We start from the raw sequence: 13,343 nt of genomic DNA on the forward strand, positions 1-13,343 counted from the left end.
CTTGCGCCGGGGTAGCTCAGCGCATGCGTGCGGGACCGGTGGAGGCGCGCGGAACCAGGCGGGAATCGATCTCCGCGCAGGGGCTCACGGTGCCGTTCGTACGGCCGTTGACTGCTTCCAGGAGCAGTTCGACGGCGCTCGCCACCTCGCGGATCGTGACTGGCACTGATGGCTCCTCATTGCCGCACCGCGGCCGGAGGTCGACTCCGGACCGTCGGCGCTGAGGATCCTTGCGAACGTTCCCGGACGTGTCAAGAGCACTCCTCGCACACAACGTCCCTTCGGTAGAAAGAAGTTCGCGGGGTCTGGATGGCGTCGACGCTGCTCGGACGCCGACCTTGCTGCAATCACGGGAACGTTTTCATGATGCTGGGCCTCCCGCTGTACATGTCACACCCGCCATGGCCGTCGACTCCGGTGGGGCTCAGGTGCCCGGCGCGGTGGTCTCTCCCACGATCAGCTCGCCCGGCACGGGCTGTGGGCCGCGGGGGAGCGGCGCGGTCCCTGCCGCTGCCGCCACCAGGGCCTCGACGGCGCGGCGGCCGATCTCGCCGAGCCGTGGTTCGACCGTAGTCAGGTGCTGGCGGCGCGGGTACCTCGCGCCGGGCCAGCTGTTCCCCTCTGTGTTGTCGTACCCGACGAGGGCGATGTCGTCCGGCACTCGGACTCCGTGACGGGTGAGTGCGGACTCCACCCCCAGCGCGATCGCGTCGTTGCCGCAGAAGATCGCATCCAGTTGACCCATGCGTGGCAGCAGGCGTCGGGCTGCCTCCTCGCCCCAACCACGGCTCCAGTCGCCGTGCAGGGACCGGCGGACCACCATCTGAGTGCCCCGTTCACGCAACCGGTCGACGAAGCCCTGCTGTCGCTGTCGGGCGGCCAATGAAGCGCTGGTGGTCACATGGGCGAAGCGGCTACGCCCGAGGTCGAGCAGGTGGTCGGCCACCATGCGTCCGGCGCCGATGCCGTCGGTGACAAAGCTGGCGTCCGTCCGGTTCGCGGAGATCGCGTAGGCGAACGCGACCGGTACACGAAGGCCGCTCGTCACCACCTTGAGCGGCTGCTCAGGGCCCTTGCCGAGGACGAGCAGTGCCTCGATCTTGCGGGATCGCATGCGCGCCGTGATGCGTTCCAGGGCCGAGAGATCCCCGTCGGCGTCGTAGTGCAGCATGGCGATGTCATGCGCCCCGAGAGCGAGCGAGGCGCCGCCGAAGGTCGGCAACGCGAAGGTCTCCGCGGCATCCTGCGTCAGGACGCCAAAGGTGCGACTGGTTCCGCGAGCGAAGAAGAGCGCTTGGGTATTGGGCACGAAGTCCAGGTCACGAGCGGCTTTGAGGATCCGTTCCCGGGTCGCCGGTGACACATTGCCCTGACCGTTGAGCACCCGGGAAGCGGTCGAGTAGTGCACCCCGGCACGGGCCGCGACATCGTGCAATGTCACTGATGGAGCCATGGACCCCCCAGGAATGGGAGTGAGTGAACCGCTGCTGCCAGCACAGACATCGGACGAGGTTACCACCGCGCAAACCCTTGACAGCGCTGCTCCGCCCGCCGCAACATCCTCAGGCAAACGTTTGCCTCTGGCTTTGAGCCGTTCAACTTCCCATCCGGTCTCACGTTCTGAGGGCCATTCATGAGGAGATCCGTCCGCTCCGTACGTTCGTCATCACCGAAGACCGTGCGCCTCGCAACGGCGGCCTGCGCCGCCCTGGCCGCATCCGTCGTATACGTCACCGCGCCGACGAGCCTTGCCGCAGGCGCTTCAGCAGCCGACGCCGCCACCCTCACGCTGAAGCAGACGGTGAAGGGCAACATCTTCGCGCCGTCCGTCCCCCGCACCGTCGTGGCCAACACCACTGACCCGCTGGTCCGTTGGACCCTCAGCGACACGGACGGGGTCACCGTCAAGAGCGGGTCCGTCGCCCCGTCGGGCGGTTCCGCAGCCATCACCGTCCCCGCGAGCGTGCCCCACGGCTGGTACTCGCTCACGGCGACCGACACGTCCGGTGACAAGGCCACCACCACGCTGGCCACGGTGTCCGCCTCGCCCTCCGGCGCAGGCCGCTTCGGCGTCGGGACGCACTACGCGTTCGGCCGGGACACCTCGACCCAGGCGCTCATCCTGCCCAGCGGCGCGGTGACCGTACGGGACGAGGCCATGTGGGGCACAGCCGAAACCACCAAGGGCGTGCTGGACTGGACCGCCGCGCACAAGTATCTCGACCCGCTCTTCGCGAAGGGCATCCGGCCGCTGCTGGTCGCCGACTACGGCAACAACTTCTACGACGGCGGTCAGGGCCCCACCACGGACGCGGGACGCGCCGCGTTCGCGAAGTACGCGGCCGGTATGGCCAAGGAGTTCGGTGCGCATATCGCCGGCATCGAGGTCTGGAACGAGTGGGATGTGGGCACCGGACACAACGCCACCAGGGACCCCGAGAACTATGTCGCGCTGCTGAAGGCGGCGTCGAGCGCGATCAAGGCCGCCGACCCGTCGGTACCGGTGCTCGGCCCGGCAGTGGCGAACCTGTCGACGTCCTGGCTGGAGACGACGTTCCAGAAGGGCGCGCTGGCCTACGTCGACGCGGTCATCGCCCACCCCTACAACTGGCCCGCGTCCGCTGACGGGTTGGGGCCGCGGATCACCGCGGTGCAGTCACTCGTGCGCAAGTACAACAACGGTGCCGACAAACCCTTGTGGATCACCGAGAACGGTTGGCCCACCGGGACCGATGTACGGGCCGTGAGCGAGGTCGACCAGGCCCGCAACACGGCCAAGGCGGCCGCGATCGCGACCTTCCACGGCGTGGCGAAGTACTACGTCTACGACCTCATCGACGACGGTGACGACCCGTCGAACACCGAGCACAACTTCGGACTGATCCACAGCGGAACCAATACGCTCGGCGCCTACACGCCGAAGCCGGCCTTCGCTGCCTGGGCCACGGCGACGCGTCAACTGGCAGGGGCCGAGCCCCTCGCGCCGGTCACCACCCCCAGCGGCGTCACGGATCTGCGCTACCGGACCGCCGACGGCCAAAGGGTGCAGGCGGTGTGGGCAGACAAGGCCACCACCCTGGCCTTTCCTGGCGCCACCGGGAACGTCCTGGTCACCGACATGAGCGGTGCCTCCCATGTGGTGAGTCCGATCGACGGAAAGATCACCGTGCAGGCAGGCGTGTCGCCCCTCTGGATCCGGGGAGCCCTCGGCGCGCCCACCGCGACCGCGGACAAGTTCGTCGTCGAGCCGACCATCACCCATGAGAGCGCCAGGGCACAGTGGACGGTGCAGAATCCCGACACCTCCCGGTCGCACGAGTTCCGGCTGACGGTGGGGCACACATCTGCCACCGCTCGCGTCCCGGCCGGTGCCAGCCGCGACGTCACCATCTCCCTGCCCGCACAGTCGAGCCCCTCGACGGTTGTCTACCGGGCGGCGGTCACGATGGACGGCAAGCCGTTCGTGCGCCTGTCGGCAGAGGGTAAGGTACGGGACCCCGTCACGTTCGACGGCGTCCGCTCCGTCACGGACGACGGGAAACAGTCCCTGCGCCTGAGTGTGGCCAACGCCGCATCCACCCCCGTCACGATCCAGAGCGTGACCTGGAAGATCGGCAGCGCCACGGGTTCCGGCCTGGAAGGGGCGTCCGTGGCCGCGAAGGGAACCGCCGTGCTCTCCGCGCCGCTGCCCACCCTCGTCTCGGACACCAAGTGGTCGGCCACCGCCACGACAAGCGGCGGCGCGACCTACCAAGTCGGCGGCACACTGCGTCAGTTGGAGAGCGATGCCATCCAGTCCGTGCCGTCCACGACCGTGCACGTCGACGGCAGCGCCGACTTGGCCGTGACGGCGCGGCCCGGCATCGATCTGGACGCCGCTGCGTTTGTCCCGGTGACATCGGGCGCCGGCCGGCCGAGCGGCTTCGGCGGCAAAGCCTGGTACACCACGGACACCTCCCATCTCTACGTCACGGCCGTCGTCGCGGACCGGGTCCAGCACCAGGCACACTCCGGCGCGGAGATCTGGCAGGGCGACTCGGTGCAGTTCACAGTGGCCCGCGGCGGCCCCGGTGAGCAGGCCTCGTGGAACGAGATCGGGGCAGCCCTCACCTCGTCCGGGCCGCAGCTCTACCGATGGCTCGACCCGGTTGATCCCGCGCGCACTTCGGTCGACGGTGCCAAGGTCGCCATAGCCCGGGACGAGAACGCCCACACCACCACCTACGAGATCGCGCTGCCGTGGACCTCGCTCGGGGGACCGCAGGCATCCGACGGACTGTTCTCCTCGTCCCTCGTGGTCAACGACGCCGACGGCGCCGGCCGACTCGGTTGGATCGCCTGGGGCGGCGGCATCGCGGACGGCAAGGACTCCGCCAAGTTCCACGCCCTGCACCCGCAGACCTCCTGACCCCGCCACCGGTACCGAACGAGCGGGCGGGGCCCGCCGTTCAGGTTCGCAGGGGGCCCCGCCCACACCAGGACGCACCAAGCCCGGTTCCTCGCCCTTCGCTCCGCCGTCAAAAGCGCTCACCGACCACCACCTACGTATGGAGCACCACATGAACGCACATCGGACACCGTCCGCCCCTGAACGGCAATTCGGCGGCTCGGCGTACCCGCTGTATCCGCGTGACGGTGGAAGCAAGCCCAAGCAACGCAATTCCTTCGCCCGAGCCGTCGTTGTCGCGATGGCCTGCGCACTGACGAGTTCCCTCGCGGCTTGTTCATCCGGCGACGGCGACAGGGGCGACGGGAAGGTCACCATCACGGTGCAGGGGCTGCCGCCCAAGTCCGCCCCCGCGGCGAGGAAGTCCTTCCAGACACAGATCGCCGCATTCGAGAAGGCCAACCCGGCCATCACGGTCAAGGCCACCGACGCCGCGTGGGACGCGCAGACCTTCGCGGCGAAACTGGCCGGCGGCAACGCGGAGACCGTGATCACGGTACCGCTCACCGAGCCTCAGGGACTGATCGCCCGGCGACAGGTCAAGGACCTCACCTCCGACCTCAAGTCCTGGCCGCAGTACAACGAGTACAACCCGAAGCTGCTGACACCCAACAAGGACGCGGCCACCGGCAAGGTCTACGGCCTCACCGCTCCCGTGGGGGCGTACAGCGTGGGGCTGGTCTACAACCGCTCCCTCTTCGCCAAGGCCGGTCTTGATCCCGACAAGCCGCCCACCACCTGGGAGGAGGTGCGCCGGGCGGCCAAAGCCGTCCACGACAAGACGGGCAAGGCCGGCTACGCCGAGACCACCACCAACAACACCGGTGGATGGCACCTGACCTCACAGACCTACTCCCGCGGCGGCACGATGGAGAAGAAGCAGGACGGCAAGTACGTTCCCGCCTTCACCGGGCAGCCGACCCGGGACGCTCTCCGACTCCTCCACGACATGCGCTTCGTGGACAACTCGATGGGAACCAACCAGCTCCAGAACCAGCAGGACGTCTGGCGCCGTTTCGGCGCCGGCGAGGTCGGCATGTTCCTCGACGGGCCCAGCGCGGTCACCCCGATCGTGCAGCAGTACGGCGGCACATTGAAGGACTTCGGCGCCGCCGCGCTGCCGCAAGGCGGCGGCAACGCCACCCAACTGGGCGGCTCGGTGTTCATGGTCAACGCCCGCGCCACGCAGGCTCAGACCGCAGCCGCCGTCAAGTGGATCCTCTTCAAGTACGTGAAGCCGTACTACGACCCCAAGGCGGCCGCAGAGCAGGCCAAGGCGCTGTCCGCCGATCCGAAGAATCTCATCGGAGTGCCGGAGGTGGCCGGCTTCTCCGACGATGTGCAGAAGAAGGTCGCCGCGGCCCGCAAGCCGTACGTAAACGTGCCGCAGGGCAACTTCCGGCCCTACACCGAAGGAAACGCCAAGCTGAAGCTGCTGCCCGAGCCGCCGGTGGCAGCCCAGAAGGTCTACGCCGCTCTCGACCCCGTGGTCCAGGCCGTACTCACCAAGAAGGACGCCGATCCGGCAGCGCTCCTGGACAAGGCCGCACAGCAGGTGGCAGCAGACCTGGAGCGCGGACAGTGACGTCGCTCGACGTGCGGAGCCGCGTACCGAGGCAGATGAGCAAGACGGCCGACGAGACGAAGAACGCCCCGTCACGCACGGTGCGCCGTCGGCTGCACAACGACGTGGTGGCGCTGGCGTTCCTGCTGCCCGCGTTGTTCTGCTTCGGATACTTCGCCTGGTGGCCGGTGGCCAGAGGACTTGAACTGTCCTTTCAGCAGACCAACCTCGTCGATCCGGCCCAGTGGGTGGGGCTGCGCAACTTCCAGCGCATCCTTGATGATCCGCTGCTGGCGACGGCGGTGCAGAACACGCTGCTGTTCGCCGGACTCGCCCTGGTCATCGGGTTCCCGCTGCCCTTGTTGCTCGCGGTGCAGATGTCGACGCTGCGCCGTCTCGCGGGGTTGTACAGGTATCTCGTGTACCTGCCGGTGATGCTGCCGCCGGTAGTGGGTGTGCTGCTGTGGCAGATGTTCTACGAGCCGGACCATGGCCTGTTCAACACGGTGCTGGGGATGGTGGGCCTCGGCCCCTACCCGTGGCTGCAGTCCACACACTCGGCCATGTTCAGCCTGGTCCTCGAAGCGACGTGGGCCGGCATGGGATCGGCCACCCTGATCTACCTCGCCGCGATCACGCGCGTGCCGCCAGAGCTGTATGAGGCCGCAGAGACCGACGGAGCGCGGATCTGGCGCAGGATCTGGCACATCACGTTCCCTCAGCTACGGGGCACCGTGCTCCTGCTCCTGTTGCTGCAACTCATCGGCACGTTGCAGGTGTTCGCCGAGCCGTACCTGATGACGGACGGCGGCCCGGAGAACGCCACCGTCACCGTGCTTCTTCTGATCTACCGCTACGCCTTCGTCGACGGCGACTACGGCGCCGCAAGCGCCATGTCCATGCTGCTGGCGGTGGCGCTGTCCCTGCTGTCCGCCGTGTACCTCTGGACCACCCGCCGCTGGAGCACCTCATGAGCCTCATCACCGACGGCAGCGTGCGGCAGACGTCCGAGCGGCCCGCCAAGGGCGCGGCGAGGGAGCCGGTGAGCCGACTGATCTCGCCGCACGACCGGCGAAGGCCGCTGATGCGGGTCGGCCTGCGGGCCACCGAGATCGTCGTCCTCGTGTTGCTGCTGCTCTTCTGCGCCGGGCCGATCCTCTGGATGATCAAGGCGGCCGTCTCCCCGTCGGGCGACATCGTGGCGCACCCGCTGTCACTGTGGCCCTCCGAGACTCGTTTCGGCAATCTGAGCGAGGCACTGACCAGTCTGGAGATCGGCCGCTATCTGCTCAACAGCGTGTATCTCGCCGCGGGTTGCCTGGTCGTACAGCTGATCGTGTCGACCAGTGCCGGTTTCGCGCTGTCCGTGCTCAAGCCCCGCTACGGCAAGGTGCTGTACGCCATGGTGCTGGCCACGCTGCTGGTCCCCGCAACGGTCAGCCTGGTCCCGCTCTACCTCACCGCGCAGCACATGCCGGGCCTCGGGGTGAATCTCATCAACTCGTTCTGGGCCGTCTGGCTGCCCGCCGGTGCCAACGCGTTCAACGTGCTGCTGGTCAAGCGTTTCTTCGACGGCATCCCCGCCGAACTGTACGAGGCGGCACGAGTGGACGGCGCCGGCCCGCTGACTCTGCTGTGGCGCATCGTGCTGCCGATGTCCCGGCCGGTCCTGGCCGTCGTGTCGCTGTTCACCCTCATCGCGTCCTGGAAGGAGTTCATCTGGCCACTGATCGCCCTGACCGACCCGCAGAAGCAGCCCATCGCAGTGGCCCTGCCCATGATCGCCAAGACATCCGATCAAGGGCTGCTCATCGCCGGTCTGCTCCTGGCGAGCGTGCCGCCGTTGCTGTTGTTCGTCGTCTTCCAGCGGCAAGTGGTCAACGGCGTCGGCGGTGACACCGGTACCAAGGGCTGAGCCGACGAACCCCGGGCAACGCACACGCCTTCAGCCGCACCCGAAGAGTCCGCAAGGGGCTCCAACCTCACGCGGACACAGAACCCACCGAACTTAGGACACACATGACAGGGCACCACCCGGACCGTCTGCTGGATGCCACGGGCGCTCTCCCGCAGGCCGGTCCACCGTGGACGCACCGTGACCGCCTGCGCATCACCCGAGTGAGGGCGATCGTCACGGCCCCCGAGGGGCTGCCGCTGGTCGTCGTACGGGTAGACACCTCCGACGACGGCCTCCACGGGCTCGGCTGCGCCACCTTCACGCAGCGCTACGAGGCCGTGGTCGCCGCGGTGGAGAAACATGTCGCGCCGCTGGTGATCGGCCGTCACCCGGCCGACATCGAGGACATCACCAGGCTGGTGCACTACTCGTCGTACTGGCGCAACGGGCCGGTGCTGAACAACGCGCTCTCCGGCGTCGACCAGGCACTGTGGGACATCGCGGGCAAGCGTGCCGGCCTGCCGGTGCACGAGTTGCTCGGTGGGCGTACCCGGGCGGCGGTCGAGGTCTACACCCATGCCGCGGCTCCCACCGTCGAGGCCACCTTGGACCAGGCCGAGGAGTTCATCGCCCGCGGCTACCGCAACGTCCGCCTGCAGACGGGCCAGCCGGGTGTGGGCGCCTACGGCGCTCCGGGGCAGCCGGGCGGCTATCCCCGTTCTCCGTACCCCGACGGCTGGGACGTGGAGCGCTATGTGCGCAGCACACCTGCGTTGTTCGCGGCCGCGCGTGAGCGGCTCGGGCAGGGCATCAACCTGATGCACGACGTGCACAGCCGCCTCACACCGAAGCAGGCGGTGGTGCTGGCAAGGGCACTGGAACCGTACGGGCTGTCGTTCCTGGAGGACGTCATCGCGCCCGAGCACTACGACCGGCTGCCGGAAGTCCGTGCTGCCTCGCCGGTACCCATCGCGGTGGGGGAGCAGATCGGATCGGTGACCGACGCCGCCCGCCTGGTGAAGGACGGCGGTGTGGATCTGCTGCGGCTGCACACCTCCTCGGTGGGCGGCCTGACCCCCACCCGCAAGTTGGTGGCACTGGCGGAACTGTGCGGGGTGAGGACCGCCTTCCACTCGCCCGGCGACATCTCCCCGGTGGGGGTGGCGGCGAACCTCGCCGTTGACATCTCCACCCCTGCCTTCGGGTTCCAGGAGTCGCACGAGTACAACGACGCCACGCACGAGGTCTTCACCGGCACGCCGGTTGTGCAGGACGGCCACCTGACCCCGTCCGAGGAGCCTGGTTGGGGTGTGGGCCTGGACGAGAAGGCAGCGGCGCAGTTCCCGCCGACGAAGTTCCTGCACGAGTCCTGGGCGGCGCGCGTGCGCCGCCCCGACGGCGGACTCGAGGCCCCGTGATGCGCGACGTCGCCAACGGCGAGGCACATCGGCCGCAGCGGGTCCTGGTGACCGGTGCCGCCGGGATGGTCGGTCGTTCCGTCATCGATCTGCTGCACGCGCGGGGCGTCGAAGCCACCGCGCTCGTTCTCGACGACCCCGGTGACCTGCCCGTGGACCGCGTGGTCACCGGCGACGCCGGTGATCCGGCGAGTGTGCGCCTGGCTCTGGACGGTGTGGATGCCGTCATTCATCTCGCGGCCCGGCCGTCTCCGCACCACGGCACTCCCCTGGAGGTGTTCGCGGGCAACAGTCGCGCCACCTTCGTCGTCCTTGAGGAGGCGGGGCAGGCGGGCGTGGGCCGGGCGATGATCGCCAGCAGTTACTCGATCCTCGGTATCCCCTGGGCCCCGACGACACTGCACCCCGCGTACTACCCGATCGACGAACAACTGCCGCTTCAGATCACCGACGCGTACGCGCTGTCGAAGCTGGCCGATGAGGGCACCGCGCAGATGATGTGCCGTCGGCACGGCATGAGCGTCGTCGCCATCCGGTATCCCTTCATATCCAACCAGGCCAGGCTCGCCGACCGGCTGGCGATGACCCTCGACGATCCCGGTGCGGCAGCCGCGGACTCCTGGGCCTACCTCGACGTGGACGACGCCGCCAAGGCCGCGTGGCATGCCGTCACCGAGCCGCTGACGGGCTTCCACGCCGTGTTCGCCGCGGCACCGGACATCCTCGCCCCCTACCCGACGGAGGAGTTGATCGCTACATACCACCCCAACACTCCGGTGCGCCGTCCGATCCCCGGCCGTCGCACGCCGATCGACACCAGTGCGGCGACCAGACTGCTCGGCTTCACTCCACGAGCGACGACCGATCTCGAAGAACGCCCCCTCGGCGCGGCCGCCGGCTGACGCCGCCCGGCACGGCTCGCGCGGCTCCCGAGCGCCAAGGGGCCGCTCGGGCCATGCGCAGTCCTGCCCTCACGGTTCACCGGAGCCATCAGTGGCTCCCGCGAAAGCGAAGCCGGCCCGGGACAACTCACGGAGCCGCCACCCACATGTGCTCCGGCCGAGGCAGCGGGCCCATGTCTTGGGCCCGCCGCCACCCCAGCGAAAGAGTCCTTCCATGTTTGTCGACAAACCCCTGGCCGAACTGCGTTCCTACCGGCCTGAACCCACGGAGCCCGCCGATTTCGATGCCTTCTGGCAGCGCACCGTGGCCGGGGCCCGGACCGCGGCGTGGCCCGCGCGCTACGAGCCGTACGAAAGCGGACTGCGCACCGTGGACGTGTTCGACGTAACCTTCAGCGGCTACGAAGGACAGCCGGTACGCGCCTGGCTGATCCTGCCGCGGCATACGCAGGGGCGCCTGCCGTGCGTGGTGCAGTTCATCGGCTACAACGGCGGCCGCGGTCTGCCGCACGAGTATCTGACCTGGTCGGCGGCCGGCTACGCACACCTCGTCATGGACAGCCGCGGCCAGGGCAGCGGAGGGTTCGCCCACGCCGTGACACCGGACCCGGACCCCTCCGGAAAACCGTCCACCCCGGGACGGCTGACCCAGGGCATCGGTTCGCCGGAAACCTATTACTACCGGCGGCTGTTCACCGATGCCGTCCGTGCCGTGGACATCGCCTCGGCGCATCCTCGAATCGACGGCGACCGGATCGCGTTGCAGGGCGGCAGCCAGGGAGGAGGCATCGCCATCGCGGCCGCCGGGCTCGCCCGGGGTGTGGCCGCTGTCATGGCCGACGTGCCGTTCCTGTGCCATTTCCGGCGAGCTGTGGAGATCACCGACGCGAATCCCTACAACGAGGTCGCGACATACTGCCGCACACACCGCCTCAGCGAGGAGCAGGCGTTCAACACGCTCGACTACTTCGACGGCGTCAACCTCGCCGCACGGGCGACCGCACCCGCATTGTTCTCCGTGGCCTTGATGGACTCCGTGTGCCCGCCGTCGACCGTCTTCGCGGCCTACAACCGCTGGGCCGGAACGGACAAGGACATCACAGTGTGGAAGTTCAACGGCCACGAAGGTGGCGGGGCCTTTCAGACCGCGGAACAGTTCCGGTTCCTGACAAGGATCCTCGCCTGACCGGGACGGGGCAATCGGACAGCTGCGCGTCCAGTCCTGTCACCTGTCTGTGCGCAGACGGCCGCCGGTGAAGGCGGCGTGCGCACAGAACCTCAGAAAGGAGAAGACACCCATGTCTTCAGATGGATTTCCCACGCCGGTGGAAGAGACAGATGTCCTTGTGGTGGGCGGTGGCCTCGGTGGCGTGGCCGCCGCGCTCGCCGTGGCCCGGCTCGGACGGCGGGTCGTCCTGACGGAGGAGTCACCCTGGCTCGGCGGCCAGATGACCTCACAGGCCGTACCACCGGACGAGCACCCCTGGATCGAGGAGCAGGGGGCCACCCGCAGCTACCGGCGGTTGCGGGAGAACATCCGTGCCTACTACCGACGCAACTACGACCTCAGTGAGGACGCCCGCACAGCGCCGCTGCTGAATCCCGGCGGGGGAGCGGTGAGCCCGGTCTGTCACGAGCCTCGGGTGGGTGTCGCCGCTGTCGAGGAAATGCTCGCGCCGTACCGGGCCGATCGCCGGCTGACCGTGCTGGAGCAGCACGAACCGGTGTCCGCACAAACCGACGGTGACCGGGTGAGTGCCGTGACATTGCGCTCCCGGGCGACCGGCGCCGAACTGACGGTGAGCGCCCCCTACATCCTGGACGCCACGGAGCTGGGCGATCTGCTGGACCTCGCCGGTGTCGAACACGTCACCGGAGCGGAGAGCCGCGAGGAGACCGGTGAACCGCACGCTCTGGAGGGACCGGCCGACCCGCTCGATCAGCAGTCCTTCACCTGGAGCTTCGCCGTCGACTACCACCCCGGCAAGGACTTCACGATCGACCGCCCGGCCGAGTACGCCTTCTGGCGTGACTACCGACCGAACTGCTGGCCGGGTCCTTTGCTGTCCTGGCAGGACGTGCATCCCCGCACGCTCGCCCCTCGACACCAGGCGCTCTTCGACCACGTGAACTCGCCACGAGGACACGCCGCGCCCGACCGATGGAACTACCGCCGCATCTTCAACGTCGCCCACCACACTCCGGGCCGCTACCAGAGCGACATCACCCTGGTGAACTGGCCGCAAATCGACTACATGGCGGGCCCGTTGACCGGCGTCGACGAGGAGACCCGGCAGCGTCACCTGGAGGCCTCCCGTCAGCAGAGCCTCTCTTTCCTCTACTGGATGCAGACGGAAGCACCACGCCTGGACGGAGGCACCGGCTACCGGGGTCTGCGTCCGCGTGGTGACGTACTGGGAACGGCAGACGGTCTGGCCATGCGCCCCTACGTCCGTGAGTCGCGCCGGATCCGGGCGGAGTTCACCGTCCTGGAGCAGCATGTAGGCGTCGACGCACGCAAGCAGGAGGGGCTGCCGGTCGGATCGGAGATCTTCCCTGACTCCGTCGGTCTCGGCTCCTACCGCATCGACCTGCACCCCAGCACCGGGGGTGCGGACGGGCCCGGCCCGTACATCGACATCGCCGATTACCCCTTCCAGATCCCGTTGGGCGCGCTGATCCCACAGCGCGTCGAGAACCTGCTCCCGGCCAACAAGAACATCGGGACGACACATATCACCAACGGTTGCTACCGCCTCCACCCCGTGGAGTGGAACATCGGCGAGGCGGCCGGGGCGCTGGCCGCGCACTGCCTCAACACAGGCATGACTCCCCGAAAGGTCCGCAACGACCCGCACCGCCTCGAAGAGTTCCAACAGGTGCTCACCGGCGTGCTCGGCTTCCAACTCGGCTGGTCCGAGCGCATCAGAACCACCGAGCAGTGAACCCGCACAGCAGCACACACAAGGTGAGCATCAACGCCGTTGAGACCGGGCCTTTGGAGTTCGCCCGCACCTTCACTTATGGAGAACCCTTGACGCGTCTGCGCACGGCCGTCGCCGCCGGAGCGTACGCCGTGAGTGTCCCCGGCGACTGCGAAGGACTACCACGCAGG

At 68.4% G+C, this 13,343-nt stretch carries 10 protein-coding genes; 8 read left to right on the forward strand and 2 right to left on the reverse strand.

From position 1 onward, the window contains the following. Nucleotides 1-16: 16 nt before the first annotated feature. Both ABT245_RS03095 and ABT245_RS03100 read right to left on the reverse strand, forming a co-directional pair. On the reverse strand, nucleotides 17-166 hold the full coding sequence (locus ABT245_RS03095) for a hypothetical protein (RefSeq protein ID WP_351728010.1): 150 nt from the start codon (nucleotides 164-166) through the stop codon (nucleotides 17-19). 258 nt (nucleotides 167-424) lie between these two features. Beyond that, nucleotides 425-1,441 (reverse strand): LacI family DNA-binding transcriptional regulator, encoded by a 1,017-nt coding sequence (locus tag ABT245_RS03100; protein ID WP_351728011.1) that lies wholly within the window; start codon nucleotides 1,439-1,441, stop codon nucleotides 425-427. A 237-nt stretch (nucleotides 1,442-1,678) separates the two neighbouring features. Between ABT245_RS03100 and ABT245_RS03105 the strand changes: the two genes are divergently transcribed. The 8 genes from ABT245_RS03105 to ABT245_RS03140 all read left to right on the forward strand — a co-directional run bounded on the left by ABT245_RS03105 (nucleotide 1,679) and on the right by ABT245_RS03140 (nucleotide 13,173). Continuing rightward, the gene (locus ABT245_RS03105; RefSeq protein ID WP_351728012.1) at nucleotides 1,679-4,408 is read left to right on the forward strand and encodes a sugar-binding protein; all 2,730 of its coding nucleotides are present in this window, start codon (nucleotides 1,679-1,681) and stop codon (nucleotides 4,406-4,408) included. A 151-nt stretch (nucleotides 4,409-4,559) separates the two neighbouring features. Continuing rightward, nucleotides 4,560-6,032 carry an ABC transporter substrate-binding protein gene (locus ABT245_RS03110; RefSeq protein ID WP_351728013.1) on the forward strand — a complete coding sequence of 491 codons (1,473 nt, stop codon included), beginning with the start codon at nucleotides 4,560-4,562 and terminating at the stop codon, nucleotides 6,030-6,032. Between the two features lie 35 nt (nucleotides 6,033-6,067). Next, nucleotides 6,068-6,985, forward strand: coding sequence for a carbohydrate ABC transporter permease (locus ABT245_RS03115; RefSeq protein ID WP_351728014.1), 918 nt, complete (start codon nucleotides 6,068-6,070; stop codon nucleotides 6,983-6,985). After that, on the forward strand, nucleotides 6,982-7,926 hold the full coding sequence (locus ABT245_RS03120; protein WP_351728016.1) for a carbohydrate ABC transporter permease: 945 nt from the start codon (nucleotides 6,982-6,984) through the stop codon (nucleotides 7,924-7,926). Before ABT245_RS03115 ends, ABT245_RS03120 begins: the two co-directional genes overlap by 4 nt. 104 nt (nucleotides 7,927-8,030) lie before the next feature. Continuing rightward, nucleotides 8,031-9,326, forward strand: a complete 1,296-nt coding sequence (locus tag ABT245_RS03125; protein ID WP_351728017.1) for an enolase C-terminal domain-like protein — start codon at nucleotides 8,031-8,033, stop codon at nucleotides 9,324-9,326. Further along, nucleotides 9,326-10,228 (forward strand): NAD-dependent epimerase/dehydratase family protein, encoded by a 903-nt coding sequence (locus ABT245_RS03130; protein ID WP_351728018.1) that lies wholly within the window; start codon nucleotides 9,326-9,328, stop codon nucleotides 10,226-10,228. Before ABT245_RS03125 ends, ABT245_RS03130 begins: the two co-directional genes overlap by 1 nt. A 214-nt stretch (nucleotides 10,229-10,442) precedes the next feature. Next, nucleotides 10,443-11,414, forward strand: a complete 972-nt coding sequence (locus ABT245_RS03135; protein WP_351728020.1) for an acetylxylan esterase — start codon at nucleotides 10,443-10,445, stop codon at nucleotides 11,412-11,414. A 112-nt stretch (nucleotides 11,415-11,526) separates the two neighbouring features. Continuing rightward, the gene (locus tag ABT245_RS03140) at nucleotides 11,527-13,173 is read left to right on the forward strand and encodes an FAD-dependent oxidoreductase (RefSeq protein WP_502982060.1); all 1,647 of its coding nucleotides are present in this window, start codon (nucleotides 11,527-11,529) and stop codon (nucleotides 13,171-13,173) included. The last annotated feature ends 170 nt before the right edge of the window (nucleotides 13,174-13,343 follow it).

This window comes from Streptomyces sp. NPDC001508, assembly GCF_040298665.1.
In the GTDB taxonomy this organism is placed as follows: Bacteria; Actinomycetota; Actinomycetes; order Streptomycetales; family Streptomycetaceae; genus Streptomyces.

Excerpts from the sequence above, each read along its gene's own strand:
- ABT245_RS03125 (WP_351728017.1), top strand. The coding sequence starts at position 8,031 with ATGACAGGGCACCACCCGGACCGTCTGCTGGATGCCACGGGCGCTCTC.
- ABT245_RS03135 (WP_351728020.1), top strand. The coding sequence starts at position 10,443 with ATGTTTGTCGACAAACCCCTGGCCGAACTGCGTTCCTACCGGCCTGAA.
- ABT245_RS03110 (WP_351728013.1), top strand. The coding sequence starts at position 4,560 with ATGAACGCACATCGGACACCGTCCGCCCCTGAACGGCAATTCGGCGGC.
- ABT245_RS03115 (WP_351728014.1), top strand. The coding sequence starts at position 6,068 with ATGAGCAAGACGGCCGACGAGACGAAGAACGCCCCGTCACGCACGGTG.
- ABT245_RS03120 (WP_351728016.1), top strand. The coding sequence starts at position 6,982 with ATGAGCCTCATCACCGACGGCAGCGTGCGGCAGACGTCCGAGCGGCCC.
- ABT245_RS03140 (WP_502982060.1), top strand. The coding sequence starts at position 11,527 with ATGTCTTCAGATGGATTTCCCACGCCGGTGGAAGAGACAGATGTCCTT.
- ABT245_RS03130 (WP_351728018.1), top strand. The coding sequence starts at position 9,326 with ATGCGCGACGTCGCCAACGGCGAGGCACATCGGCCGCAGCGGGTCCTG.